Annotated in this window: 26 protein-coding genes; 20 read left to right on the top strand and 6 right to left on the bottom strand. The window is 46.2% G+C overall.

Going from position 1 to position 26617, the window contains the following annotated elements:
* Window positions 1–32 precede the first annotated feature (32 nt).
* From MHH25_RS06705 to MHH25_RS06760, 12 genes are all read left to right on the top strand, one after another.
* Window positions 33–1364, top strand: coding sequence for a UDP-glucose/GDP-mannose dehydrogenase family protein (locus MHH25_RS06705; RefSeq protein WP_036611311.1), 1332 nt, complete (start codon window positions 33–35; stop codon window positions 1362–1364).
* Window positions 1365–1377: 13 nt separating this feature from the next.
* Entirely contained in the window at window positions 1378–2298 is a 921-nt protein-coding gene (locus MHH25_RS06710) for an LCP family protein (RefSeq protein ID WP_047841973.1), read from the top strand.
* Between the two features lie 21 nt (window positions 2299–2319).
* Complete coding sequence (locus MHH25_RS06715) at window positions 2320–4479, top strand: hypothetical protein (RefSeq protein WP_340019548.1); 2160 nt, start codon at window positions 2320–2322, stop codon at window positions 4477–4479.
* Window positions 4480–4489: 10 nt separating this feature from the next.
* Complete coding sequence (locus MHH25_RS06720) at window positions 4490–5074, top strand: VanZ family protein (protein WP_340019549.1); 585 nt, start codon at window positions 4490–4492, stop codon at window positions 5072–5074.
* An 84-nt stretch (window positions 5075–5158) separates the two neighbouring features.
* Window positions 5159–5680, top strand: coding sequence for a hypothetical protein (locus MHH25_RS06725; protein WP_340019550.1), 522 nt, complete (start codon window positions 5159–5161; stop codon window positions 5678–5680).
* Window positions 5681–5931: 251 nt separating this feature from the next.
* Window positions 5932–6183 (top strand): hypothetical protein, encoded by a 252-nt coding sequence (locus MHH25_RS06730; protein WP_127551208.1) that lies wholly within the window; start codon window positions 5932–5934, stop codon window positions 6181–6183.
* Between the two features lie 32 nt (window positions 6184–6215).
* Window positions 6216–7124: an ABC transporter ATP-binding protein gene (locus tag MHH25_RS06735; protein ID WP_036611301.1), complete on the top strand. Its 909-nt coding sequence runs from the start codon at window positions 6216–6218 to the stop codon at window positions 7122–7124.
* On the top strand, window positions 7117–7908 hold the full coding sequence (locus tag MHH25_RS06740; protein WP_036668933.1) for a DUF2705 family protein: 792 nt from the start codon (window positions 7117–7119) through the stop codon (window positions 7906–7908). Before MHH25_RS06735 ends, MHH25_RS06740 begins: the two co-directional genes overlap by 8 nt.
* Before the next feature lie 177 nt (window positions 7909–8085).
* A complete protein-coding gene (locus tag MHH25_RS06745; protein ID WP_081745953.1) occupies window positions 8086–9159 on the top strand; it encodes an AI-2E family transporter in 1074 nt (357 codons plus the stop codon).
* Between the two features lie 213 nt (window positions 9160–9372).
* Complete coding sequence (locus tag MHH25_RS06750; protein ID WP_036611299.1) at window positions 9373–9768, top strand: GntR family transcriptional regulator; 396 nt, start codon at window positions 9373–9375, stop codon at window positions 9766–9768.
* Between the two features lie 23 nt (window positions 9769–9791).
* The gene (locus MHH25_RS06755) at window positions 9792–10892 is read left to right on the top strand and encodes a DUF5808 domain-containing protein (protein WP_340019551.1); all 1101 of its coding nucleotides are present in this window, start codon (window positions 9792–9794) and stop codon (window positions 10890–10892) included.
* Between the two features lie 58 nt (window positions 10893–10950).
* Window positions 10951–12540 (top strand): stalk domain-containing protein, encoded by a 1590-nt coding sequence (locus MHH25_RS06760; RefSeq protein WP_340019552.1) that lies wholly within the window; start codon window positions 10951–10953, stop codon window positions 12538–12540.
* 124 nt (window positions 12541–12664) lie between these two features.
* Here MHH25_RS06760 and MHH25_RS06765 read toward each other — a convergent pair whose 3' ends face one another.
* Complete coding sequence (locus tag MHH25_RS06765; protein WP_036668939.1) at window positions 12665–14023, bottom strand: hemolysin family protein; 1359 nt, start codon at window positions 14021–14023, stop codon at window positions 12665–12667.
* Between the two features lie 376 nt (window positions 14024–14399).
* On the opposite strand from MHH25_RS06765, the gene cls reads away from it, so the two are divergent.
* Together cls and MHH25_RS06775 are read left to right on the top strand one after the other, a co-directional pair.
* On the top strand, window positions 14400–15839 hold the full coding sequence (gene cls, locus MHH25_RS06770) for a cardiolipin synthase (protein ID WP_036668941.1): 1440 nt from the start codon (window positions 14400–14402) through the stop codon (window positions 15837–15839).
* A 348-nt stretch (window positions 15840–16187) separates the two neighbouring features.
* On the top strand, window positions 16188–17099 hold the full coding sequence (locus MHH25_RS06775; protein ID WP_036668942.1) for a YitT family protein: 912 nt from the start codon (window positions 16188–16190) through the stop codon (window positions 17097–17099).
* A 55-nt stretch (window positions 17100–17154) separates the two neighbouring features.
* Here the strand turns inward: MHH25_RS06775 and ligD are convergent, their stop codons facing one another.
* From ligD to MHH25_RS06800, 5 genes are all read right to left on the bottom strand, one after another.
* Window positions 17155–18045 (bottom strand): non-homologous end-joining DNA ligase, encoded by an 891-nt coding sequence (gene ligD, locus MHH25_RS06780; protein ID WP_340019554.1) that lies wholly within the window; start codon window positions 18043–18045, stop codon window positions 17155–17157.
* 71 nt (window positions 18046–18116) lie between these two features.
* Complete coding sequence (locus MHH25_RS06785) at window positions 18117–19067, bottom strand: DNA ligase (RefSeq protein WP_340019555.1); 951 nt, start codon at window positions 19065–19067, stop codon at window positions 18117–18119.
* Between the two features lie 35 nt (window positions 19068–19102).
* Window positions 19103–20215, bottom strand: coding sequence for an endospore germination permease (locus MHH25_RS06790; RefSeq protein WP_340019556.1), 1113 nt, complete (start codon window positions 20213–20215; stop codon window positions 19103–19105).
* Between the two features lie 177 nt (window positions 20216–20392).
* Window positions 20393–21262 (bottom strand): VOC family protein, encoded by an 870-nt coding sequence (locus MHH25_RS06795; protein ID WP_036611283.1) that lies wholly within the window; start codon window positions 21260–21262, stop codon window positions 20393–20395.
* A 324-nt stretch (window positions 21263–21586) separates the two neighbouring features.
* The gene (locus tag MHH25_RS06800) at window positions 21587–22501 is read right to left on the bottom strand and encodes a Ku protein (RefSeq protein ID WP_340019557.1); all 915 of its coding nucleotides are present in this window, start codon (window positions 22499–22501) and stop codon (window positions 21587–21589) included.
* 256 nt (window positions 22502–22757) lie between these two features.
* Between MHH25_RS06800 and MHH25_RS06805 the strand changes: the two genes are divergently transcribed.
* From MHH25_RS06805 to tsaD, 6 genes are all read left to right on the top strand, one after another.
* Window positions 22758–23054 (top strand): hypothetical protein, encoded by a 297-nt coding sequence (locus tag MHH25_RS06805; protein WP_076209630.1) that lies wholly within the window; start codon window positions 22758–22760, stop codon window positions 23052–23054.
* 4 nt (window positions 23055–23058) lie between these two features.
* Entirely contained in the window at window positions 23059–23235 is a 177-nt protein-coding gene (locus MHH25_RS06810; RefSeq protein WP_026081228.1) for an H-type small acid-soluble spore protein, read from the top strand.
* A gap of 267 nt (window positions 23236–23502) precedes the next feature.
* On the top strand, window positions 23503–23985 hold the full coding sequence (gene tsaE / locus MHH25_RS06815) for a tRNA (adenosine(37)-N6)-threonylcarbamoyltransferase complex ATPase subunit type 1 TsaE (protein WP_340019558.1): 483 nt from the start codon (window positions 23503–23505) through the stop codon (window positions 23983–23985).
* A 2-nt stretch (window positions 23986–23987) separates the two neighbouring features.
* Window positions 23988–24836, top strand: coding sequence for a tRNA (adenosine(37)-N6)-threonylcarbamoyltransferase complex dimerization subunit type 1 TsaB (gene tsaB, locus MHH25_RS06820; RefSeq protein ID WP_340020462.1), 849 nt, complete (start codon window positions 23988–23990; stop codon window positions 24834–24836).
* 17 nt (window positions 24837–24853) lie between these two features.
* Entirely contained in the window at window positions 24854–25375 is a 522-nt protein-coding gene (gene rimI, locus MHH25_RS06825; RefSeq protein WP_340019559.1) for a ribosomal protein S18-alanine N-acetyltransferase, read from the top strand.
* The gene (gene tsaD / locus MHH25_RS06830; RefSeq protein ID WP_340019560.1) at window positions 25372–26427 is read left to right on the top strand and encodes a tRNA (adenosine(37)-N6)-threonylcarbamoyltransferase complex transferase subunit TsaD; all 1056 of its coding nucleotides are present in this window, start codon (window positions 25372–25374) and stop codon (window positions 26425–26427) included. The genes rimI and tsaD overlap by 4 nt, the downstream gene beginning before the upstream one ends.
* Window positions 26428–26617: the final 190 nt, after the last annotated feature.

The raw sequence follows: 26617 nt of genomic DNA on the forward strand, positions 1-26617 counted from the left end.
CCAACACATTAGAACATGGGGGAGATTATGGAATGAATATTACGGTGATTGGCACAGGGTATGTGGGTTTGGTATCGGGCGTATGTTTTTCGGAACTGGGAAATAACGTGATCTGTGTCGACAACAATGTGGAAAAAGTGAATATGTTAATGGACGGTCATGTTCCGATCTATGAACCGGGTCTGAAAGATATCATGAATGCCAATATGAAAGCAGGAAGGCTGTCCTTCACCACCAACATTCAGGATGCTATCAGTCGTTCGGATATCATCATTATCGCGGTGGGTACGCCATCCCTGCCTAATGGCGAAGCAAATCTGAGCTTTATTGAACTTGTCGCGCGAGAAATAGGTTCTTATATGGATAATTATAAAATAATAATGACTAAAAGCACTGTTCCTGTCGGAACTAACGATCGTATTCAGGAATGGATCAGCAGTCTGACGAATCATCCATTCGACATGGCATCGGTACCGGAGTTCCTGCGAGAAGGTACCGCTGTCCAGGATACGCTCTATCCTGACCGGATAGTCATTGGGACACATAGTGAGCGGGCAGTCGCCACGTTGAAAGAGCTGCATCAGCCATTAACCGATCAGATTATTGTTACGGATATTCGCTCGGCCGAAATGATTAAATATGCATCCAACGCTTTCCTCGCAACCAAGATCTCATTTATCAACGAAATCTCTAACATCTGTGAAAAAGTAGGAGCAGATGTCAGCCGCGTTGCCGAAGGCATGGGCTATGACAGACGAATCGGTGCCTCCTTTCTCAAAGCAGGCATTGGTTACGGAGGTTCCTGTTTCCCTAAGGATACACAAGCTCTGATTCAAATTGCAGGTAATGTGGATTATGACTTCAAACTGCTGAAGTCCGTGGTGGAAGTGAACAAAGATCAACGCTTCAACATCATTCGTAAACTGGAAGATGCACTAGGCTCACTCGAAGGGAAGGAGATTGCCATCTGGGGGCTTGCTTTCAAACCAGATACCGATGACGTTCGTGATGCTCCGGCGATTGAGATCATTCAGCGTTTGCTTGAGCAGGGAGCAGTGATTCGGGCATATGACCCCATCGCTACCGAGAACTTCCGCAAAGAGGTGGATTCCCCATCCATTACGTGGGAAGAGCGTGCCATGAAAGCGGCGGAAGGTGCTGATGCACTCTGTGTTCTGACGGAATGGAAAGAGTTCATGGAGGTTAATCTGACTGATTTGGCAGCGCATATGAATCAACCCATCCTGATTGATGGAAGAAACATCTACGGAGAAGATCAGATTAAAGATACGTCCTTTCAATACTACTCCGTTGGTCGTCCAGGTCTAACCAATATCGATGGAAGAAAAACGGCAGTCATCTGACGGAGGCCATAACATGAGACGCGGGATCAAAATAACATTAGGTGCCATTTCCCTTGTTGCAGTTGTCATGATTGGATATTCTGTGTATCTGTATTCGCATGTTAAATCAGCGGCGGATCAAATGTATGAACCACGGGAACCCATCAAGCAGGTATCCATTGTAGACCAGCGGGGTGGGGGAGATTTCCCTGTGGATATGGAGAATGAAGAACCTTTTAATGCTTTGATTCTGGGTGTGGATGAACGTTCCAATGATCGGGGGCGCTCCGACACCATGATTGTATTAAGTGTTAATCCTGCGAAAAAATCCGCACTTATGTTTAACATTCCCCGAGATACCAGAACGAATATTGTTGGTCACGGCACGGAGGATAAGATCAACCATGCCTATGCTTTTGGGGGCGTTAACATGTCTGTGCAGACCGTGGAACAATTGCTCAACGTTCCCATACATTACTACATGAAAGTGAATATGGAGGGCTTTGCACAAGTCATCGACATGGTGGGTGGAGTGAATGTGAATAACCCGTTTGCATTTGACTATGAGGGTTACCGGTTCGAGCAAGGGAATATTCATCTGGATGGTGAAGCTGCTTTGGGATTTTCGCGGATGCGTTATGATGATCCGAAGGGAGATCTCGGGCGGAATGACCGCCAGCGGGAGATCATCAAACAAGTGCTGAAAAATACGGTCCAGGTATCCAACGTATTGCAACTGGAGACGTTGCTGGACGAAGTCAGTGCTCACGTCAGAACCGACGTTACCTTTGATGAGATGAAGCAGATGTTCTCCAATTATCGTTCGGTACTGGATCATATTGAATCCGTTGAGATTAAAGGCACGGGCAAGAAAATAGACGGAGTGTATTACTATATCGTGGAACAGTCGGAACGAGACAGGATACATCAGATGATTGAAGAACATTCAAAATGATCGGATAGGGCGGTGAACCAGATGCGTATCTCCAGGCTAATGAAATTGTCCCTGATTGTGCTACTAATGTATATGCTCATGATACCGGCAAGTACAAATTATGTTCAATCAGCTCAAAACTATCAATGGAATAATATACCTATTGGTGGTGGGGGGTACGTTACAGGGGTGGTTATTCATCCGACTGAGCCTGATCTGGTTTACGCTCGAACTGACGTTGGAGGAGTATATCGGTTGGATACAGCTTCAGGAGATTGGGTTCCACTACTGGATCATTTTGGAGATGAGGACAGCAATCTGTACGGCGTGGATGGAATTGCGCTGGATCAGCAAAACCCCAATGTCGTGTATATCGCTGCTGGGAAGTACGGTAACGTGGGACCGAGTGATATTCTGAAATCCACGGATCGGGGAGAGACCTGGACTCGAACCGGACTTAATCTTCGGAATGAATCGAATGGAAATATCCATCGAGCCATGGGAGAGAGCATCGCAGTTAATCCCACGAACTCCAATTACCTGCATGTGGGTACACGATATGATGGATTGTACACTTCCAGTGATGGTGCAGCCACATGGAGCAAGGTATGGGATGTACCTAGCGGACTGTCCGGTGAGGGAATTCGGAGTGTAGCTTATGGATTGAATCCCGTGACAAAGCAAGGTCAAGTTGTGTATGCGGGGGTTCGCGGCATTGGTGTGTATAGCAAAGCACCAAGAAGCAATGGGCAGACCACTTGGCAACTTACCGGGAGAAGTCCCGAATATCCTGCACGTATGACTGTGGCGAAGAACGGGACGTTGTATGTGACCACGGATAATCAGGGCGTCTACAAGTTCAATGGTGTGCAGTGGACAAATATAACACCCAGCTCCAGTTACTCATCTTATTATGGAATCACGATTGATCCCAATAATGATAATCACATCCTGGCAGCCGTTCGAACAGGCGGAGATAATCTGCCACTGTATCGTTCCGTTAATGGCGGACAGAGTTGGACAACAGTGAGCAAAACGCTGGTATCCAAACCGTCCTGGTGGACACCCAACATGTTTTTCTCAGCCACATCCAGTATCAAGTTTGATCCACATAATCCGGGCACCGTATACGCTACAGACTGGTTTGGCGTGTACAAAACGGAAAATATCAATGGTACCACTGGATTGACTGGTAATACAGCGAGTACTTGGGAAGCCATTACCGATGGTCATGAAGAAGTCGTCGCACTCACGGCATCCACACCACCTCAGGGTGTTTCATTTTTTAGTGGTTTAACGGATCAAGTCGGATTTAGACATGAAAATGTAACCGATGTTCCTCTTAACAAAATCCCGCTCGCAGGTATGCGAGAAATTGTGAGTATTGATTATCACGAGGCAAATCCGAATTACATGATATTTCTGGGAAGCAGTGACTGGTATGGTACCACCACACGTTTATTTGTCTCTTCCAATAACGGAGTTACAGTAACTCCAATGAATGTTCCGGCTGGCTCCAAACTGGGGAGGGTCGCCTATTCAGCCATTAATCCAAATGTAATTGTTTATTACCCCCAGACCGGTAATCCGGTCAGAAGCACGAATCGTGGTGCAACATGGCAAAATATGAATGGTGCCCCTTTTCAGGCCATCGGGGGGAATATGGTCTTTGCCTATAATCATCCACTGGCTGCGGATCGCATCAATGGATATAAATTTTATATGTATGCTGCTGGTTATCTGTATCGGTCTACGGATGCAGGTGCCAACTGGTCCAAAGCGAATACGGTTCGCCTTCCGATTAATACGGATATCAATACAAGCTTCATTAAAGTCGAGGCTGCACCTGGCGTGGCGAATAATGTATGGGTGAGTCTGGGAACCGATGGATTATATGCATCAACGAATTCGGGAAATACATTTTCCAAGATCCAGGGTGTGCAGAATTCCAAATTATTTGCCTTTGGTAAAGCTCAGCCCGGCAGATTGGTTCCAGCTGTCTATGTATATGGCACCGTAAATAACGTGAATGGATTCTTCCGTTCCGATGATATGGGGATAACCTGGAACAATATAGGTCCTTTAGGTAATGGAATCGGGCTGGGCAATGAACCGCAAATTATGGCGGCAGACCGTCAAATCTATGGTCAGGTATATGTAGGTACAAATGGCAGAGGCATGTATGTTGGATCAATAGAATAACGAGAGAGATATGAAAGTGGTGAAGATCAAAATGATGGAGGAGGGCTCCGGGCGCACGAGACAAAAGCATGTACGAAGAACGTACGGATTTCTCATTGCTCTGCTGTTGATTGTGATCTGGATTCTGGTTATCTGGTCCATGTCCACGCAATCCTCTCAACAGCAAGACATTCAGCCTTGGCTTCATAAATGGTCTCAAAAATTGCACATCGGTTTTACACTTCCTGATGTGCATTTCACTTACGGGGAGTATGAGTATTCGCTGAAGCAGCGGCCGTATGATTTTGCAGAGTTCATCTTTCGCAAGAGTGCGCACTTATTTGTATACGCTGTGCTCGCCGTGCTTGTGTACGGCGGGATGCGGTACAGAAGAACATCCCTTGTGACCAGTATCGTTTCTGCTCTGGCTGTAGTGTTTGTTATAGCCTCCATTGATGAGTATATTCAGCAGTTCAGCCCGGACCGGACAAGCTCGATACGTGATGTTGGAGTAGACTTGCTCGGCGGCTGCTGTGGGATTGCCATATATGCAGGACTTCAGTCCATTATCCGAAGGATCAGAAAAGGAAAGCGTACTTCCATTCACAGCGAGTGATTTCCCAGGAAATTAGATGTATCGTTCAACTTCTACTTGTCTGCCATCCATCATAAGTATGGAGTAGGACAAGGAGGACTGGACATGCTGCGAAGAAGGAACCGGAATGCTTTGCTCAAAAAGATCGGGTCCATCGCGATCATTGTATTATTGCTGTGGTTGATTGCCAGAACCATTCCGTATTTGTTTCAGGCAGATACATCGGATGAAGCTACTGCTGTTGCCGAAGAGTTTTACAAATATGAGCAGACGGGTGACTTCGGCAGTTCATGGGAACTTTTTCATCCCCTGATGAAAGAGCGGTTTCCCAAGAGTGCTTACGTACAGAACAGAGCACATATATTTATGCAGCATTTTGGCGTGGAAACGTTTGAGCTGGAGATGGAAAAGCCGGAGCGCGAGTTCGATGTAACCGTGATCGATGGCGTTAAGCCATTTTCTGAAGCCTACAGAATCCGGGTCACCCAGAAGTACTCAGGTACCTTTGGCCAATTCGATATTGTGCAGACCTGTTATCTGGTAGAGGATGGCGATGAGTGGACCTTACTTTGGTATTATCCAAATCAGAAAAACGAGGATACCTCGCAGGTCGACAATAGTGACTGATCAGGAAATAGTATTAACCCATACATTGAACCGAATTGTATCATTTACCTAACATGAGGCTCCATAAATGCGAGACTTTTGTCGCATTTTTGGAGCTTTTTTTGTGTTTTGCTTGTTTTTATAGCTTTAAAGCCTTGACATTAGTCCCGGTGTCAAGTAAATTACGAGATAGATACAAAATGTATCAATTTTCAGCGTCTAACGACAAATAACAAGGACTTCTAAGCTCCTTGTGAGGGGAAGGAATATCATTGATCGAAACGGGCCGCTTTTACTGTGTCAGTTGTGGGATGATTGTGTCGGTCACTAGAAGCTCTGTCGAAATGAAGGAAGAGGGCAATGGAGGCAATCACGTATTTCGCACCGGATTCTACCGGAGTGAAATGCCGCTTGGATGCTGTGAAGCGTGTGTAGTTGAAGCGAAACGTCAGGGGAAATCCCAGTTTGCGGGACAATATACTAAAGATTATGATACACTATGTGCATATGAGAAACGGGCATGAATGATGTGTTCGTCCATGAAGGAGGGGATTGAATGCAGCAGGAGCCGGTCGTCCGGATTCAGGGCGTCAGCAAGATCATATCCTCCCGATCATTGGTCAGCGACCTGACTCTGGATATTTCTCCGGGGCAGGTTTTTGGTTTTTTAGGACCCAATGGCGCGGGAAAAACAACGACGATTCGAATGATGGTTGGACTGATGTCCATCAGTAAAGGTGACATTTTCATCTCGGGACACAGTGTAAAGAATGAATTTGAGCAGGCGGTAGCCCAGGTAGGAGCTATTGTAGAAAATCCGGAAATGTACAAGTTTCTGACCGGGTACCAAAATCTCGTTCACTTTGCCCGCATGTCGCCGGGAGTTACGAAGGAACGTATTGCGGAAACAATTGAGCGTGTGGGGCTCACAGCCCGTATTCACGATAAGGTCAAAACCTATTCACTGGGCATGCGCCAGCGTCTGGGGGTCGCGCAAGCGATATTACATAAACCGAAGCTGCTTGTACTGGATGAGCCGACCAATGGTTTGGACCCACAGGGTATACGGGAACTAAGAGATTATTTGCGCCAGCTCACCCAAGAGGAAGGCATTACGGTCTTTGTATCCAGTCATTTGTTGTCGGAGATGGAGCTGATGTGTGATACGGTGGCCATCATCCAGAATGGCAAGTTGATCGATGTAAGAAACCTTCGGGCTGAAGCAGGTTCGGATGCATTAATCGAAGTTGCTTTTGAGCTGAATGATGCAGATCGTGCTGCGGATCTGATTCAGGGTGCTGTCGTACAGGGCAATGTCCTGGTGATGCGGGTGTCTCGTGAGCAGATTCCGGATATCAATGCCAAGCTGGTTAGCGAAGGGTTTCAGGTGTACGGTATTCGTAACGTGACTCACACCCTGGAAGAACAATTCTTGCAAGTCACTGGGGGTGGAGGCATTGGGTAGTTTTGGTAATCTGATATTGAACGAGAATATGAAAATTTTCCGTCGTCCCCGTACCTGGATAATGTTATCAATTCTGGCGCTGATCTCGCTATTAATGCCAGTGTTACTGCGAGAAGGAATGGGGTCCAATGAAGTTTTGTACTGGGAAGCGGCTGTAACGACCATACAGATTACGTTTTTCCTAAACACGATCTTCTGTGTCGTGATTGCAGCGGAATCGGTTGCGGGCGAATTTACCTGGGGAACCATTAAGTTATTGCTGATCCGTCCATGGTCACGAAGCAAAGTTCTTGCTTCCAAATATCTGACCGTCGTTGGCTTCAGTATTGTCAGTACACTGCTGATCATCGCGATGGCCATGCTAACGTCTTATATCCTTTTCTCGCATGATGCTCCGGGAGGAAGCAGTAGTCCGGCTACGAATGCTCTGACGTTATGGGGATATTTGTACGTTGATCTGTTCATTACGCTTGCGATTGCCTTTATGGTGTCCTCTGTATTTCGTTCAGGTGCACTTGCGATTGGATTATCTCTGTTCATTATGTTCTCACAGAGTATCTTCTCACTCATATTCAATCCGGTCCGTTATGAGTGGGCCAAGTATGTCCTATTCAACAACATGGATCTTAGCAAATACATGACCTCTGGGGCAGATTTTGCGCTAATGGGTGGTCCGAGTGCAGGAATGACACTGGGTTTCTCCATTGCAGTTCTGGCGGTGTATTACGTTATTTTCATGGTGATTTCCTGGGTTGTATTCAGCAAAAGAGATGTGGCAGGCTAACGCCTGCTTCTTTTTTTTGCTCCAATGTTTGTTTTGGAAAGAAAATAAGTGTATATTCAGCATCGCCTGTGGCATGACTGTCATTTAAGGGTACTTAGTATCATAAGTAAATGACTAGATATACATATGAACGCCGCAGTCACTTTGGCAGAGCAGCGCATGGAGGGATCACGTTTCTTGATAAATAACAAGTTCTACCGCATATGTACAGCGATTATTCTGCTGCTGCTCATCGTGTATCTGGGGGAAAAAGTGAACTTTATTTTCAGCCCCCTGACCTCACTGATTCACATCATCATCATTCCGCTGCTGATTGCTGGTTTCTTCTATTATCTGCTGCGCCCGCTTGTCGATTATATGGAAAGGCATAAGATCAAACGTGCATTATCAGTTCTGATTATTTATGTCGTAATTGCATTAATACTTGCAGGTTTTAGTGTGCTTGTATGGCCTTCCCTGCGTGAACAATTGATGAATTTCGTGGAGAATGCTCCAGCGTTGGTTACTTCACTCAGCGATCAGTTGAATGCACTTGAAAAGAGTAATGTTGTATCCAGATACCTGCCTGATGATTCCAATCTATTCTCACGATTATCCGATGTTCTGAGCCAAGGGATCACTCAGGTAACCAATTATGTCTCCGGGTTATTCTCCGTGGTATCCAATCTGGTTATTATTCTGGCAACGTTCCCGATCATGTTGTATTACATGCTTAAGGAAGGCAGCAAGTTTGGAACGAATCTAACCTTATTGTTGCCAAGACATTATCGGAAGGATGGGGAAGAAACCGTCCATGAGATCGATGAAGCATTAAGCAACTATATTGTTGGCCGGGTTATTGTTAATGTAGCCTTGGGGATTCTGATGTACATCGGTTTTCTCATCTTAGGTTTGCCTTACGCATTGCTGCTGACGGTTGTATCCATTATTCTGAACTTCATCCCTTATGTGGGTGCTTTGCTGGCAGCTATTCCGGTTGTCATTGTTGCGTTTATCGAATCACCTTCGATGGCGATCTGGTCACTGGTCATCATTGTAATCGCACAGCAAATTCAGGATAACCTGATCTCACCTTATGTCTATGGCAAACAGCTCGATATTCATCCACTGACTACTGTTATCCTTTTGCTCGTGGGTGCTGACCTGGGAAATATCTTGGGTATGATTATCGTGATTCCCCTATATATGATTCTGAAAATTATAGTTCGCAAAATCCATTATCGGATTGTCGAAGATAAGACTGAAACTTAAATGGAATTTGAAATACAACGCTGTCATGTGCCACTACTGATGTTTTTTGTTGAATCACATCGATAAGCTCAACAGGTAAGCCGCATATCAATGGTGAAGGGTCAGGTAAGTTTGCCCTCACCATTGATATGCGGCTTTTTTTCATACATATTGTTCACTCATGTTATATCTGTTATACTTGATATATAACAGATAACAAAAGAAGGTGAACCCTTGATTATTCAACTGGATATGCAATCCGAACTTCCCATCTATTCGCAACTTGTTTATCAAATTATTGAAGGCATTGCTAGTGGTGAGTTACAGCTAGGTGAGGCGTTACCTTCGGTTCGGAATTTGGCCGCAGATATCGGTGTTAACCTTCACACCGTCAACAAGGCTTATACACTACTCAAGCAAGATGGATACATTCTGGTTCATAGACAAAAGGGAGTTGTAGTGAACCCTGATGGAATGCCTGGTTTAACGGATGATTTTTTGAAAAAGCAGCAAAGAGAATTAAGACCGATTATTGCGGAAGCGATCTGTCGAGGAATGACCAAAGAAGAATTATCTGCGGTGTTAGACCAAATGTATGATGATGTGAAGATGGGTCACAACAAAGAGTAAAGAATCAAGGGAGTGTGTTATGTATGCAGCTATTTAGTATATTACCTATCATTTTAATCTTTGCTCCATTAGCCTTACTTCTATCTTTTACACCATATCTGACAAGGGAAACCATTAGCTTTGGGGTTACGGTAAGTCAATATAATTACTACACACCCATCTTACGTAAGCTAAGAAGTACGTTTGCTACAGTAAGTCTGATCGGAAACGGGATGATTATACTTGTCTGTCTGTATTTTCTCCGATCTGCTAATGAAGATGCTACCGCAATGATTACCGGTGTTAGCACAATGATATTTATTGTGTACTGGACAGCGCTACACATCTTATTTCATTTCAAGATGAAAAAGATAAAAGGAACACTTACAACTGTAGAAGCACCTCAAAGAGTTAAAATCGATACCACCTTCCGCCAAAATAAACTCACCTATTCCAACTATTGGTTTCTCATTCACATGGCTATTATTGTTGCCATTGCGATCATTTCGATCCTGAATTATAAGGCACTACCTAACGTCATTCCAATAAAATATGATCTTCAAGGCCATGTCACTTCCAGTGTGCCTAAAACTTACCTCTCGGTACTGGCTATTAATCTTGTACAGCTAGGAATCATTGCACTTATGATGTTGGTTAACTGGAGTATTAAATCAAGCAAACAACAGCTTACTACGTCTAATCCGGGCCAATTTGCTGCTGAAAATATTCAATTCCGCCGTAAATGGTCCCTATTTACGCTTGTAACAGGCTTACTTCTTACCATTTTATTTGCCTTTATTCAGATCAATATGTTCGTCCCTAATCTGGTCTTGTTAACAGCTATTAGCTTCATCACTCCTGTGGTGATCGTGTTAGGTGTTGTATGGCTATCTCTCACAGGCAGACAGGGCGGTGGGAAAATTCGTAATCAACAAGAGGATCATGAACGATCTAAGGAGCAACCTGTGAATGACGATGATTATTGGAAGCTTGGGTTTATTTACTTCAATGCCAATGATCCTTCTTTAACCATAGAAAAGCGTTATGGAATAGGCTGGACAATTAACTTCGCTCGTCCACTATCTTGGGTCCTGTTGTTATTCATCATTGCTATTGTTGTTATAAGCATAGTCCTGAGCCAATAAAGGCTCATAATGCTATGCATATAATAGATGAAATTAATTATTAGGAGGAGTTATTACAATGAACAATTGGAAAAAGCTATTACTTTCTCTTACTTTCGTAGGTCTCATCCTTCCGGTAACATCCATCTCAGAAGCTGCTGAAAAATCCGCTGGTAGTGAAAATCTTGTTCCTATTCGTGAGATTGCAGAAAAGAATGGGGCTGAGGTATCTTGGCAACAAAAGACAGGAGAAATCACAATACGAAAAAGTGAGCTTACGATTGTAGTTAAGGTTGGAGAGAAACAGGCGATGGTGAATGGGCAAGCCATATCCTTAGACAATCCTGTTCAGTTAACGAAAGGAACTACCTATATGGATGGGGCATTTCTTTCCGAGACGCTGAAGGCAGCACCTGAGGATATATTCATTTCCCTTATTAGTGAGGGCGATGGCAAGGAGGCTGCCAAGTATGTTCATACCTCTGTGAGTGGAGTGTTGTCACCCACGTTGTTGAGTCAGCTGTGGGGAGCTTTAGAAGGACAAAATGGCAAAATTACAAGTGAAGCCATAGCTAAGCATGTAGAAAATAATACAGTGCATCGCAATGTTACCTATACGTTCAAAACAGAGCTGACTCGTTTAAATATTACGGTCAGAATGAATCATAACGGACTTGTAGATGATTTGCATATTGCCGCCGCTACGCCAGATGTGTATCAAAAACCAAGCTACGACGCCCCATCTGCCTATACAGAACAAGACATTACGGTTGGTCAGGGTGATTTAGCTTTGCCAGGGACATTAACTTTGCCCAAGGGAGAGGGACCTTTCCCGGTTGTCATTCTGGTACACGGATCTGGGCCTAGCAATCAAGATGCTGCCATTGGTGGTGCAAAGCCATTTCGCGATCTTGCGGTAGGTTTGGCTTCACAAGGAATTGCTGTATTAAGATACGATAAGGTCACATATGAGCATACCTATAAGGTGGCTTCACAGCCTAAATTCACATTAAAACAAGAGAGCGTAGTTCAGGTAAACGATGCAGTGGAATTGCTTAAAAAGAATACACATATTGATTCTACAGCGATTTTTGTAGCTGGACATAGTCAAGGCGGGTTTGCAATGCCGTTAATCATTGCTGAGGATAAGCAACATGATATTGCAGGAAGTATTCTACTTGCTGCACCAAGTAGTAGCTTTGCGGATGTGCTTACCGAGCAGCAGGACGAATTGGTAGAGCGGATGAAGCAGCTTGGTTTAGACACGGATGTCATACAAGGGCAAGCTGATTTTTATAAAAATGTGGCTGCGATGGTTAAAGATCCAAAATATTCTGTAGATCATCTTCCTGAGGCGTTTCCACTTCAACCTGCTTATTGGTGGTTTGAGCAGAGAGATTATGTGCCTGCGGAACTGGCTAAAACACAAAATACACCTATGCTTGTTATACAAGGCGAAAACGATGTGCAAGTGTCTATGAATCAATTCCAAACCTGGAAATCGTCTCTCCAAGGTCATTCCAATGTAACGTACAATAGCTATCCAAAGGTAAATCATCTTTTATCCAGCTATGATGGACTTTCGATCGGTCAAGAGTACGCTGAGCCATCTAATGTCTCCAAAGCCATTATCGATGATATTGCGAAGTGGGTATTAAAATCAAACTAAAAATGGGAGTTCATTCTTGGGTTGAATGATAACTTGGAGAAGTGACGGATAGGGCGAGATATAATAAGAAGAGGAGCACTTACCAAAATAGGCAAGTGCTCCTCTTCTTATTTATAAATTTGCTTTATTTAGACCAATTGGACTCTTTCTCGTCTTCATCGGTATAATCAGACATGGTCAGTGGTTCCTTGGGAACAACGGCCACTTTGTAGAACCGATTCTTGTCTTTTTCCAGCAAAACAAAGATTAGATTCTCGAACTCATATTCTTCCTGTTCGTTCATCTCGGGACGATGGCTGTAGAGCCATCCACCAATGGTGTCCCACTCATCTGCATCCAGGCTGGACATAAACATGTCGTTCACCTTTGATAAGGAAACCTTGCCATCCATAATGACATAGTTCTCATTGATGACTTGAATATCTTCCACTTCGTCTGCGTCGAACTCGTCGCGAATCTCACCAACAATCTGCTCAAGCACATCCTCGATGGTTACAATTCCGGAAGTTCCTCCATATTCGTCGACAAGTACGGCGATATGTACGCCATCCTTCTGCATTTTCTTGAGCAAGTCCTTCACAGGAGTTGTTTCGTGAACAGCCGATACAGGCTGAATCAGGGAGGATAGATCAACAGGTTCATCGTTTCCGTAAAGTTCCAGGAAGAATTGTTTCGTATTAATGATACCGATGATATCGTCTTTACTCTCATTCACTACTGGAAAACGTGTATATTGTTCTTCACGAATGATCTCCAGGTTTTCCTCGTTTGTTCTATTCACATAAAGGCAGACCATATCGGTCCGGGGTACCATGATTTCTTTGGCTAACATCTCATCAAAAGCAAAGATCCGGCTTACGTAACCGAATTCGGCTTGGTTGATTTTACCACTTTCAAAGCTTTCATTAATGATGATCTGCAACTCTTCTTCGGAGTGTGCATCTTCATGTTCAGAAGCAGGTTTGATTCCGAACAGTTTCACCAGTTGGTTCGCTGAGCCGTTTAACAGCCAGATAAAAGGATACATAATTCGGTTAAACCAGATGATAGGTGTAGACGTCAGCAGTGCAACAGTCTCGGCTTTCCGGATTGCAATCGTTTTTGGAGCGAGTTCACCAACCACAACATGCAGATACGTGATGGAAGCAAACGCGATTACAAATGATAAGAATGAAGAAACCGCCTCAGGAATTTGCAAGCTTTCAAACACAGGGTGGAGAATCTTCTCTACCGTTGGTTCACCCAGCCAGCCCAGTCCCAGAGATGTGATCGTGATTCCAAGCTGGCAGGCAGACAAATATCCGTCCAGATTGGCAACGGCTTGTTTAACAGCCAGCGCACGCTTGTTTCCTTCTGCAATCATTTGATCGATCCGGCTCGGACGAACCCGTACCAGAGCGAATTCCACTGCGACAAAAAACGCCGAAAGTCCTATCAAAAAAGCAACCAATACTAAATTTAACGCATACCTCTCACTTTCCATTCACTGCTCTTCTCCTTTAGGTAATAAGTTTTTAACGATTATTATATCTAATTTTACGTAAGAAGACCACCTCCAGACAAAGAAATGAGGAAGAGTCTGGAAGGTGAAATGAGCAGATTGGCGTCACAATGCGAATCTGCTCCATCATTAAACTGATATGTAGAAGGTAACACAGTCAGAATATACAATGAACGAAGTACAAATTTGAATTTCCAGAATCAAGTATTCCGTCTGCTTATGTAAAGTTTTATCTAAGCAAACGTTACGAATAGGGGGTACATTGGGTATCTATGATTAGCTGTATACATAATCGTCAAAGATGTGTAGGTGAGAGAAAGGCAAGGCCATGAAGCTTGCCACTTGAGGAGGAAGCCGAATGTTCTGGCTGGTCATTATATTACTCGTATTTATTTTCCAGGCAGCCACAATTCTTTTGCTGGAATTTCGTAATCCGGCTAAAGCTGTGGCTTGGCTGTTTATTTTGTTCTGCGTGCCTTTGATCGGTTTTGTAGTGTACTATTTCGTGGCGCAGGATTATAACAAACGAAAAAAACTCCGCAAGGGTGGATCGCGCATCTTCCGTGAAATGAAGGAAACGATCTGGGAACAAGCCCACATCATTGGAGATGTCGAACAGATGCCTGGCGATCGTTTCAGCCACCAGCATCGATTGTTTAACCTGTTATCCCATCTGTCGGAGAGCCCGATTACAGGTTGTAACCACAGTACGGTGCTCACAAATGGTGAAGAGGCATTTGCGGCAATGCTGAGGGAAATGGAAAAAGCAAAGCACCATCTGCATGTGGAATTTTACATTTTCCGTGATGATGTGATCAGTACGAAGTTTCAGGATGTCATGATTCGCAAGGCACAGGAGGGCGTGAAGGTTCGGTTTATTTGTGACGGTCTCGGCAGTCACAAGATGAGCTGGAGTTTTATCCGCAAACTGCAAGATGCAGGTGTGGAGTTTCATTATTTTCTACCGCCACTGATTGCAACGATTGACCGAAGAGTCAACTACCGGAATCACCGTAAAATTGTTGTTGTGGATGGACAGGTTGGCTTCGTGGGTGGCATTAATGTAGGCGATGATTATCTTGGACAATATCCGGAGGTGGGTTTCTGGCGGGATACACATGTGCAGATTGAGGGAGATGCCGTATATTTCCTCCAAAGTACGTTCCTGAACGACTGGAAATTGGCTTCCGGTGAGCGAATTACCGAACCCCAACTTGCGGAATTATTTCCACCCCATATCTGTAGCGGGGAAGAGCGAATTCAGATTTTGGCCAGTGGGCCGGATCAGGACTGGGATGCCATTCAGGAGATGTGTTTTGGGGCCATTTCGGTAGCTTGTGAACGGATATACATTACCACACCTTATTTTATCCCTGATCCTGCCCTGTATGAGGCACTCAAAACAGCTGCTGTCAGTGGCGTTGATGTGAAAATTATCATTCCATATCAATCCGATTCAAAGCTTGTTCATTTGGCATCCCTTTCATATGTAGAGGAACTTCTGCGAGCAGGTGTTGAGTTTTTCCAATATCGCAAAGGTTTTGTACATGCCAAAGTGATGATTGTGGATGAGTTGCTTGCAACGGTAGGCACGGCCAATATGGATATGCGCAGTTTTTTTTGCAATTTTGAGTTAACGGCTGTCCTGTTCGAGTCCTCTCCGATTCGTCGTTTGATCACTGATTTTGAACGTGATCTCGGGGAATGCAGTCAGATCGATGGGGAGGTATTTCAGAAGCGTTCACGACGGCAAAAAGGCGCAGAAATGCTTTCTCGGATGCTTTCACCGCTTCTTTAGCCGATTTAGGGCAGATTTCTGAAGATAAGTTCACTTTTTGTGAATTTATCTTCTTTTTGCTAAGTATTTTGCGCAAATTTGATCTTTTATGATATAATAGATATATAAATCATGTCTTGGCGAAGGAGGGGAGTCTGCGGGAAAACAGGCTCCCTTTTGCTCTCTTTTGAAAGTGCAAACCGGGATGAATAACATTTTGAATCCATTTTATATCGCCTTTAGATGCTTGCGCTGTATAGCCAGGGTACATATAGAACGCAGTTTGCTGTTCTCCATATGTAGATTCACCCTGAGTATTTAAATGATTTATAAAATGGATTCACACACTGATTTAACGGGGGGGATACCATGTCCAATGTAACGGTGAAAGAACTAACAGCCAAGCAAGCTGACCGCGGGGTCAAAAGCTCGGTGTTTACATTAAAGCTGCTGCAACGTATTGTGATGATTCTGATCGGTGCTGCACTAATGGCTGTATCGCTTGAAGTGTTTCTCGTACCGAATGGTGTTATTGATGGTGGGATTACGGGGATTTCAATTATGGTGTCAGAACTTACACATCTGCCACTCGGAGTGTTCCTGACCTTGCTTAACTTGCCTTTCCTGATTCTGGGTTACAAGCAGATTGGTAAAACATTTGCGTTATCCACGCTGCTGGGGATCGTGGTCATGTCCATCGGGACATCATTATTGCACCATGTGCCTGCATTAACACCAGGGGAGCCTTTGCTCGGAGCTGTATTTGGCGGATTGATCCTGGGTGTGGGTGTTGGACTTGTCATTCGGTCTGGCGGTTCACTGGATGGTACGGAGATTGTGGCGATCTTGCTTAGTGAGAAGTCACCTTTGTCTGTAGGACAGATCGTATTGTTCATTAACGTGTTTATTTTCGCAGGTGCAGGATTTGTATTCGGCTGGCCGAATGCCCTGTATTCCATGATTGCATATTATATTGCGATGAAGATGATTGATATTGTGAATGAAGGACTTGACCAGTCCAAATCGGTATGGATCATTAGTGAGAAATATCGTGATATCGGTTCAGCCCTGACAGACCGTCTTGGTCGTGGTGTAACTTTCCTGGATGGAGAGGGCGGATTCAGCGGGGACGAGAAAAAGATCATTTTTGTCGTGATTACCCGTTTAGAAGAAGCGAAGCTGAAGACCATCGTTGAAGATTGGGACCCGCAAGCCTTTGTGGCTATCGGTAACATTCATGACGTGAAGGGCGGACGTTTCAAGAAAAAAGGTATCCATTAGCGATTGATATATACATGAATGATAATAGCCGACCCCCTTGTGATGAGGGAGTCGGCTATTTTTTCTTCAAATGTTTGAGAATGAGCTCTACCGATTGGGGTTCAACAGCTGCGATTAAATCACCGGTTTGGTTCAAGCGTTCAATAATGTTCATCAGATGGTAATCCTGGATGGAGACGTTGCTTCTAACCTCATCCCAAGTAAGGGGTGTAGAGACAGTGGCGCCGGATTTGGCACGTGGTGTATAGGGAGCGGCAAGGGTCTTGCCTCCATAATGCTGGAGATAGTCAAAATAAATGCGGTCTCCACGGTCCTTTTTGAGTCGTTCCAGTGTGAACAGATCAGGGTGCTTTTGAGTGACATATTTGCCTACAAAATAACCAACCTCTCTCAATTCATCAAAGGTTACTCCCTGCACAATGGGAACGATGATTTGAACTCCTGTTGCGCCCGAAGTTTTGGGAATGGACCTCAGACCAAGGGAAGTCAGGGTTTCGCCAACGATGAGTGCAGCTTGCATGATCCGGGGTTCATGTTCCTGAGAGGGGTCCAGATCAATCATCCATTCACTGGGCAGATGGCTTCCCACAGTATGCAGAGAAGGATGAAATTCAAGTGCAGCCAGATTACCAAGCCATAACAATTCGGGAAGTCCATTCATGACCACATAGCGGATGCCGTCGTGAACTTCAGTGCGCACATAATCTGGTACAGGCTCAGGGGCATTCTTTTGATAGAAAAATGTTCCTCCAGCGCCGTGAGGATACCTTATCGTGGTGAGAAGTCGATTGCTCGTATACGTGAGCAGATAAGGAGCCAGAGCGGCCAGCTTTTGCAGATAGATGGCTTTGGTAACGCCCGCTTCCGGCCATAAGAGCTTGTCCGGGTTGGTGACCGTCAGCTCTGTGCCTTGTATTATGATGGTTCCCTGGATCTTGGGGGCCATGTGGAACACCTCCTATGTGCTTAATGAATTATTGAAACATAGGCCGAAACACGAGTGAAGCGAACTCTTCATCATGGAAGAAGCTGGTTCGCCAGACAATCCTCACGGGTTACATCCGCGAAGGTCTGAATACTGGGGTGGCGTAGAGTGTTATGATGAGTCAGCTCCATATATTGCACTTTGACTCCTATTCGCGGTTCCACCCAGGTGGTCTCTGCACTGCGCTCGGGTACATTATGGAACGGTCTGTCCTGCCTGATCAGAGGCTCGACTTGATGTGTGAGTTCCCGCCACGTATTGGAGTTCAGTTTGCCAGTCCCAACATGACCAATATAGACAAAATCAGGCCCGTCATATACACCGACCGCAACTGCATTCACAATACCGCTCCGGTACGTGACTCCCCCGATCATGGCATATACGTCATGCATGATTTTGACCTTCTGCCAGCGCTGATCCTTGCCCTGTATGCCATAACTGCTGGTGAGATCCTTGCAGACAATGCCTTCCATCTGATGTTGTCTCATGACCGTAAACAGGGAAGCGGCATCAAGTGTATTGGTGACCTCCTGAACATGGGGAGCGGTGTTAAGGACCTCGTGCAACAGGCGCTGTCGATCCGCCAAAGGCTGATCCGTCACCCATTTCCCCTCATAGAACAGGATATCAAATACCATATATGTGACCGGAATCTGATGTATGGCTTGGGCGATACCTTCGGGTCTGCTCATCCGATCCCGCCGCAGAACATGATAAAACGAAGGTTTTCCGGTGTCTGGGTCCAGCGCAATAACTTCTCCATCCAAGATATAGGAGGAGCCTGAGCATAGATTGCGTGGTGTTACCAGCTCGGGATACTGTGCGGTTCGATCATGTAATCTGCGATTCACCAGACGCAGCTCCTGCCCGTCCTCATAGGCAAGCATACGGACTCCATCCCACTTGATCTGGGCAATCCATTGCGGCCCTGTGGGCAAAGTATCTCTGGATATGGGTTCGAACGGAATCAGCGGTTTGAACATGGGGAACTCCTCTCTCGTACACCAATTAGCTCAGGTTAATTCGGAATTTTACTATATTTTTTGAAGCGGGACTTCATATGATGCACCAGAATGAGCAGTAACGGAAGTGCTATACCACAGGTCAGATCCCAATCAATCCAATAGGGAATAACGACCTTGAGATAAAAGTTCTCGTTTGGAGAGATTAGAATAGACATGGCGAGAATAAGCATGGCACCCGGCAGGATCAGCGAACGGTTACTGGACAAGCGAAACAGGTGAGCGACGCCCAGGACAAAACCGTAAAAGAACAGAGCGGCTTTGAAGAAAACAGCGATAATCCAGACCGATGCTATGAAAGCTTCGATGCGTTGCATAAAGTTTCCGATATTGATCTTCTGTGAAAGGTTGAATGAAGCGAACCAGTGATGCTGGGTCATCCATGGTCCCATAACGAGCAGACACATACTTAGCGTCAGTGTGAGTAACAATCCGCCAATCATCCCTGCTAACAGAATGTCCTTCTCCAGATGGGGCTCATTTTTAGTGTAGGGAAAAAGCATCATGAAGATGCACAACTCGCAGTAGGGATATGTGAGTACAGCAACAAAACCTTTGAATGGATCAAGAAACCCTTGTGCCAGCACAGGTTGGATGTTGGCCAAACGTATATGGGGGATTAGACACACCGTCAGAATAAGTAGAAACAACACGATCAGAGGAAGAAAGACCTCAGCAGTTTTACCAATGCTCTCCAGACCCGACAGAAGCCCCCAGACAAGCGCACACATAAAAACCAAATGCAGAATCAGTAATGGAGATTCCGGCAAGATCTGAGTAGACATAAAATCGCCAATCTCCCTAATGAACGTTGAGGTACTGATCAGGAAATAAAAGAGATAAAAAGAGCCAAACAAGGTTCCGATCCAGGGTCCCAGTGTTCGAAGAGCATTTTGAATCAGATTCAACCGGGGATGCAGTTTGTAGGCAACTAGCATAATGAAGAGTATTCCCAAGCCCCCTGCGACTCCCAATAAGGCTGATAACCAGGCATCCTGATGAGCGTAGGATGTGATCATGGAAGGGAAGACCAGAATCTGCTCCCCAATGGTGCACAGGAACATGAGTGAAGCGAGCTGTCTAACAGTCAAACGTCCCTTTTCGATCATGAGGTATCTCCTTAACATATCTTGTCTATGTATTGGTTAGAATGCACCAATTGTGCCAGTTTTATAAAAGCCAACTCAAAAAGCCCGGGTAACTGATCTCTCTGTGATGTAGAGAAATCAGTTACCCGGGCTTAATAAAATGAGGTTAAGCAAGCATATTGTAACGCCTAAACAAAATCAGTTCGCAGTTGTCAGACGTATACGAATATTTTGTGGGTCTACCGTAAACCAGGTACCCTCCACTTGGGTAACGACTGCACCGGATTGACGCAATTGTTCAAGTGCCTGATCCAATTGTTCCTGTGTGGCGTACACAATGGTGAAGTAGTCAATTCCTGTAGCGTTATCTGGATTAACAGGTGCGTTCACTCCCGCCCAGATATTAAGTCCCAGATGATGATGATAGCCACCTGCGGATACAAAGAGTGCTGACATGTTGGCGAAGTTACCCACGATATCAAAACCGAGTATGCCGGTGTAATAGTTGCGTGCTTCTTCCAGGCTTCGGACGTGGAAATGTACATGACCAATAACGGTGCCAGCAGGCAGGCCCTGCCAAGGTTCATTCTCCGAGATGGCAAACAGGCTTTCCACATCAACAGGATCACTTGCCATCACGTAGTTATTGTCGCTATCCCGTTTCCAGGTATCACGTGCACGGTCGGCATAGATCTCAATCCCGTTCTGATCGGGATCGGAGATATAGAAGGCTTCGCTGACCAAGTGATCGCCTTGGCCGATATCGATACCGGATGCAGCCAGATTACGAAGAGCAAGACCCAGGGACTTGCGGTCAGGCAGCAGGATGGCGAAATGATACAAGCCAGCGTGTGAGCGTTCCGGCAGGGTAATTCCATCCGTGAGCTCTTCCAATCGCAGCAGGGACTGTTTTCCGTCGGCTGTCAACGTGGCCACTTTGCCACTACGCTCCAGTAATTTTAATCCAACCACTTCGGTATAGAACTTAATTGAACGGTCTAGGTTCATAATTCGCAGACTCACTTCACCCAGATGGGTTGTGGCAGGGATTTGATATGTTGTATTCATGATTGTTTCCTCCTGATTATGTGACTATAGATAATAGGGCTTAGCGTTTGGTTGCTTGTATGCGTTGAAAACGGATTATGAAATTGCATATTGTTGAAGCAGAATTACAGCGTGACTGTATATTTATAAATAAGTTACTTTTCATAAGTTAATATAAAATATAAATCAGCTTTCGTCAATCGTATTTTACGATTAAAACTGGAGTTTTGTTGACAAGAACTGCTTCAATAGTTCTGTAAAACAAAAAAATCCGACTGTAAAGCCGGACTTGAGTTGAACGCATTACACATGCATATAACGGAATCGGTCTTGCCTTAGCGACATTCAAACTTTTGGTTTAGGTGTCGCCTTTTTTCTTTTGGCTGGTGTAGCAGGTGTATCGGATTCTCCTCCGGCAACCGCTTGCGCAGGCGTTTTGCGCGGTGCGCGTTTCTTAGGCTTGGCCGTTGTTGTCCCAGGGTCAGCCGGAATAGGCTTCACGGCCTCGATACTTGCCTGCAAGGCAGCCATCAAATCCATCACATTAGCTTCAGGTTTGGCTGGAGCAATCTTGATTTCTTCGCCTGCCACTTTGTGCTGGATGAGGTCCAGCAGTTTGCTGCGATAGTCATCGGTATATTTACCGGGTTCAAAAGGTGTGGACAATTGATCAATCAGCAACTTTGCCATCGTGAGTTCCTTTTCATTCACGTTCTGCACTTCCGGCAAGTTGGGCACCTGGGAGACAGGACGAATCTCGTCCGGATAGAAAATCGTCTCCATGGAGAGGCAATCTTCCAGCACGCGTATGGCAGCCAGACTGCTCTTCGAGCGAATGGAGATTTTGGCGATGCCAATTTTGCCGGTATCCCGCATGGCGTTCATCAACAGTTGGTAGGCATTTCCACCAGCCTGATCGGGCGATAGGTAATATGTTTTCTGAAAATAAATCGGATCAATCTCAGTCAAGTCAACAAAATCCAGTATGGTAATGGTTTTGCTGGTGGAATCATTTAACGCTTCCAATTCTTCTTTCTCGAAGAGAACAAACTTTCCTTTTTCATATTCATAGCCTTTAGTGATCTCTTCCCACTTCACGTCCACTTCACAGGATGGACATTGACGGACATAAGCGAGCGGACTGCCGCAGACTTTATGGATGTAGCGCATCGAGATGTCTTTGTCTTCGGTAGCCGAGAACATTTTGACAGGGACATGCACAAGGCCAAAACTGATTGCACCTTTCCAGACGGTATGCATAGGTCGGCTCCTTTCAAAAGGTTGTTCAAAAATTTCCGCTTTTGATTACGAATCACCGGGCTTTTTGAACACGGATTTATATTTAATAGTATGGGCATCTGGCGCGAGGGATAATCGTCTTGTAGCCGAACGAATTCGTATGGTTCGGCGAGACTCGGGGATGATAACAGAAACATGCTTCGGATTCCAACAGGAAGATGAGCATGGGATAAGTAAAGTAGTTATTCTCGCAGCACATATGCCGGGAGGTGCAATATTGAAGAACAGACGTGATGAGGAAGAAGCACACAAGCATGCATTTTCTCCGTATCCTCTTGCCAAAGCCGAAAGTGCTGAAGAATTCTATACACCTGCTACAGCTGTAAACTGGGAAGCGGTCACTTCGGAAGAATTGCCCCTTGATCGGGAGTCGTTCATGCTCGACATTGACCGGATGGTGAATGAAGGGTTAGGCGGGGGACAGGTTACGGAAGATAACGGTTATATTGGTGAAAGTACAACAGATAGCATGGTTCGAGAGTCACATGATGATCCGGAAGGGGAGTATGAATAAGATGATGGATGCAAAGCGCGCCAAAGCGATCTATGATTCCAAGGATACCATTGCCGTTACGCTGGAGGGAGATCCAGTCTGGATCGAGAATGTGGATGAAGCCAATGGTATGGCAACCGTTCAGGTTGGCAGCAGGCCGGGAAATACCCAGACGGTTCGTGTGGATCGCTTGGAGGAGTAGATACAAGTAGCATATCGTTATTGAGGCATTCGAGAATGAATCAAAGCTGAAATATATGTATAACACGGCCGGTACCGGGAGGTGCCGGTTTTTTGGTTTTTCCTAATCGGTGTCTGAAACTTCGAAGGAAGCGAGTTTTGAGACACGTCTAATAATGCACGTTATATTTCCGCTCGCCTCCTTGGATGTTGCGGGGGAAGAAAGGGACCGATATAATAAGGTTCAAAGTGAACTCAGGCGGCTGGACCGCCAAAGGTGGGGCGAATATTGAATCAGACGCACGAGCAGTGGGTGTATCAATCCCATGGCATTGCAGATACAGAAGCACTCGCTTCCGCACTCGCCAGACAGGCAAACGCCGGCATGGTGATTGCTTTGGATGGTGATCTGGGCGCGGGAAAAACGGCATTTTCACAGAAATTTGCCTGGCATTTGGGTGTACGTGATGTGGTAAGCAGTCCCACATTCACACTAATTAAGGAGTACGAAGGGCGTCTGCCTTTATATCACATGGATGTATATCGCATATCGCTGGAAGAAGCGGATGAGCTTGGACTTGATGAATATTTCTATGGATCCGGAGTCAGTCTGGTGGAGTGGTCGAGTATCATTCCCGAATTGCTGCCGCAAGAGCACTTGCATGTGCAGATTGAAACAACGGGCCTGGAGGATCGAACGATTACACTGGATGGGTACGGCGAGACTTATGCAGCCATATGCCGACAGTTCAGACAGAATGGAGTCAAATGATGATGGAAGATTTACAAAAAGAGCCGCGTCAGCGGTTTTTGGCGTTGGATACATCCACCGCAGTGATGGCAGCTGCGATGATGGAAGATCATGCGCTTCTGGAAGAGCGCAATGAACGGGCTGAGCGTAACCATTCGGTACACGTCGTACCGGTGATGGAGCAGCTGCTGGCCGCCAGCAACACACAGCCTGGGCAACTTGACGGCATTGCCGTTGGCGTTGGCCCAGGCTCGTACACGGGCATCCGCATTGCGGTGACCGCGGCGAAGACACTGGCCTGGGCGTGGGACATCCCCGTAGCCGGGGTGTCCAGCCTTCAGGCCATCGCCTGGGGCGGCTGGCACAGCGGCCTTGCCGCCAAGGCGGAAGCTGCGGCAGAAGATGCCGCAGCAGGGGCTGGCGGAACGCCATCCGCGGACCAGGACAGCACAAGTGCTGCTCCTGTCCACTGGATCGTTCCGCTTGTGGATGCACGGCGCGGTCAAGCGTGCACCGCGCTGTTTGCCTCCGCCGGGAGCGATGCGCCCCGGCGTCTGGCGCCTGATGCCATCCGCAAGATGGACGGATGGCTGGAAGCCCTCGCCGCCCGCATGGCGGAGGCGGCGCCGGAAGAGCGGCCCGTAGCCGTCTGGATCGTCGGCGAGACGGGCCCTCATGCTGCGGCAGCGGCGGAGCTTCGCTGCCCCGCAGGAACGGCGCTCCAGCTCGTACCTTATGAGCTGGAAGGCCGCTGGGTTGGGCGCCTTGGCGCCGCCGCGCTGCTTGCAGGTCAGCGTGATGACGTGCATGCGCTGGTGCCGAACTACACCCAGTTGTCTGAAGCGGAAGCCAATCTGCTGCGCAAAGGCTGAAGGGGGAGGGGAAGCAGATGGACAATGTGGCGAATAATAAGCAGGAAGCAACGCTTCAGTTCAGGTTCATGACACTCGCGGATATTCCCGATGTGATGGAGATTGAACATGAGGCCTTTACCCTGCCCTGGACGGAAGAAGCATTTCAAAATGAATTGACACACAATCATTTTGCTAAATATATTGTGATGGAATTAGAAGGAAAAGCCATCGGCTATGCAGGTATGTGGACAATCATGGATGAAGCCCATATTACCAATATTGCAGTCAGAGGCGCGTACCGTGGACGCAAGCTTGGCGAAAAGTTACTGGATGAATTAATGAGCACAGCGGCTTATCTCGGGATGGAACGAATGACGCTGGAGGTCAGAGTCTCGAACAGCATTGCTCAGCGTTTATATCAGAAAAAAGGGTTTGAATCGGCGGGTCTTCGTAAAGGGTATTACTCCGATAATGGGGAAGATGCGATGATTATGTGGGCGAACTTGCCGTCTGCAGGCCGGAGCGGCGAAGAGGAAGGAAGCGTACTGGATTCATGAACGAACTCAATGAAAAAATAAATTCTGCACCATCCTATATTTTGGCGGTGGAGACAAGCTGTGATGAAACATCGGTAGCAGTAGTCAAAGATGGACGGGAAGTGCTGTCTAATCTGATCTCAAGTCAGATCGAGACGCATAAGGCATTTGGTGGTGTTGTACCTGAAGTGGCTTCACGCAAACACGTTGAAGTCATTACGTTGATGCTGGAACAGGCGATCGAACAGTCCGGCATTCGTCCACGTGATCTAAGTGCAATTGCCGTAACACAGGGGCCTGGGCTGGTCGGAGCACTGCTGGTGGGTATCGTTGCGGCCAAAACGATGGCGATGGCACTGGGCAAACCGCTCATTGGTACACATCATATTGCGGGGCATATCTATGCCAACCGACTTACTCATGAACTGCAATATCCGGCTATGGTACTGGTCGTATCTGGTGGACATACAGAACTCGTGCATATGGAATCCGAGGGTAAGTTCAAACTGATTGGTCGTACACGTGATGATGCTGTAGGCGAAGCGTATGACAAAGTAGCACGTGCATTGGGTTGTCCTTATCCGGGTGGCCCGCATGTGGACCGAATGGCATCTGAAGCGGAGGATGTAGTGCCATTACCACGGGTATGGCTGGAAGCAGGTTCGTACGATTTCAGTCTCAGTGGTCTGAAGTCTGCTGTACTGAATGTGCTCAACCAGGCCAAAATGCGCGGAGAAACCTTGGAGCCGTCTGCGGTTGCACGTGGTTTCCAGGAAGCTGTTGTTGAAGTACTGGTGGAGAAAGCCGTTAGAGCAGTTCGTGAATATGGTTCACGTCAACTGTTATTATGCGGTGGTGTTGCAGCTAACCGGGGGTTACGCTCGGCATTACAGGAGCGATGCACGAAGGAAGGGCTTGAACTGTTAATCCCGCCAATGGAATATTGTACGGATAATGCGGCCATGATAGGAGCAGCTGCGTATCTGAAATGGCAGCGGGGAGAAATTGCTGAATTTGATGCGAAGGCAGATCCGGGACTTTCTCTGGAGGAATGGTCCGTTCAGTCCTTATAGAGGTTGTTCAAAAAGCCCGCTTTTGATTACGAATGATGCCTAGCGGCATCATCAGCATCGAATATGGGATTCAGCCGAAATGTCCGTTGCTCACGTAGTTTTGACTACGCTCCGCTACTCCATTTCTAGCTTCATCCCATCTTCTCGGTACTGAAAACCGATCTTTTTGAACACGCACTTATAGTTTATA

It is taken from the genome of Paenibacillus sp. FSL H3-0457 (assembly GCF_037981725.1).
Taxonomy (GTDB): Bacteria; Bacillota; Bacilli; order Paenibacillales; family Paenibacillaceae; genus Paenibacillus; species Paenibacillus amylolyticus.

What these genes read in the sequence shown, in the direction of transcription:
- MHH25_RS06810 (WP_026081228.1), top strand. Translation starts at nt 23,059, where the DNA reads ATGGATGCAAAGCGCGCCAAAGCGATCTATGATTCCAAGGATACCATT.
- tsaD (WP_340019560.1), top strand. Translation starts at nt 25,372, where the DNA reads ATGAACGAACTCAATGAAAAAATAAATTCTGCACCATCCTATATTTTG.
- MHH25_RS06760 (WP_340019552.1), top strand. Translation starts at nt 10,951, where the DNA reads ATGAACAATTGGAAAAAGCTATTACTTTCTCTTACTTTCGTAGGTCTC.
- MHH25_RS06720 (WP_340019549.1), top strand. Translation starts at nt 4,490, where the DNA reads ATGAAAGTGGTGAAGATCAAAATGATGGAGGAGGGCTCCGGGCGCACG.
- rimI (WP_340019559.1), top strand. Translation starts at nt 24,854, where the DNA reads ATGGACAATGTGGCGAATAATAAGCAGGAAGCAACGCTTCAGTTCAGG.
- MHH25_RS06775 (WP_036668942.1), top strand. Translation starts at nt 16,188, where the DNA reads ATGTCCAATGTAACGGTGAAAGAACTAACAGCCAAGCAAGCTGACCGC.
- MHH25_RS06795 (WP_036611283.1), bottom strand. Translation starts at nt 21,262, where the DNA reads ATGAATACAACATATCAAATCCCTGCCACAACCCATCTGGGTGAAGTG.
- MHH25_RS06800 (WP_340019557.1), bottom strand. Translation starts at nt 22,501, where the DNA reads ATGCATACCGTCTGGAAAGGTGCAATCAGTTTTGGCCTTGTGCATGTC.
- MHH25_RS06765 (WP_036668939.1), bottom strand. Translation starts at nt 14,023, where the DNA reads ATGGAAAGTGAGAGGTATGCGTTAAATTTAGTATTGGTTGCTTTTTTG.
- MHH25_RS06705 (WP_036611311.1), top strand. Translation starts at nt 33, where the DNA reads ATGAATATTACGGTGATTGGCACAGGGTATGTGGGTTTGGTATCGGGC.
- MHH25_RS06710 (WP_047841973.1), top strand. Translation starts at nt 1,378, where the DNA reads ATGAGACGCGGGATCAAAATAACATTAGGTGCCATTTCCCTTGTTGCA.
- MHH25_RS06785 (WP_340019555.1), bottom strand. Translation starts at nt 19,067, where the DNA reads ATGTTCAAACCGCTGATTCCGTTCGAACCCATATCCAGAGATACTTTG.
- MHH25_RS06715 (WP_340019548.1), top strand. Translation starts at nt 2,320, where the DNA reads ATGCGTATCTCCAGGCTAATGAAATTGTCCCTGATTGTGCTACTAATG.
- MHH25_RS06790 (WP_340019556.1), bottom strand. Translation starts at nt 20,215, where the DNA reads ATGATCGAAAAGGGACGTTTGACTGTTAGACAGCTCGCTTCACTCATG.
- MHH25_RS06755 (WP_340019551.1), top strand. Translation starts at nt 9,792, where the DNA reads ATGCAGCTATTTAGTATATTACCTATCATTTTAATCTTTGCTCCATTA.
- tsaB (WP_340020462.1), top strand. Translation starts at nt 23,988, where the DNA reads ATGGAAGATTTACAAAAAGAGCCGCGTCAGCGGTTTTTGGCGTTGGAT.
- MHH25_RS06725 (WP_340019550.1), top strand. Translation starts at nt 5,159, where the DNA reads ATGCTGCGAAGAAGGAACCGGAATGCTTTGCTCAAAAAGATCGGGTCC.
- cls (WP_036668941.1), top strand. Translation starts at nt 14,400, where the DNA reads ATGTTCTGGCTGGTCATTATATTACTCGTATTTATTTTCCAGGCAGCC.
- MHH25_RS06735 (WP_036611301.1), top strand. Translation starts at nt 6,216, where the DNA reads ATGCAGCAGGAGCCGGTCGTCCGGATTCAGGGCGTCAGCAAGATCATA.
- ligD (WP_340019554.1), bottom strand. Translation starts at nt 18,045, where the DNA reads ATGGCCCCCAAGATCCAGGGAACCATCATAATACAAGGCACAGAGCTG.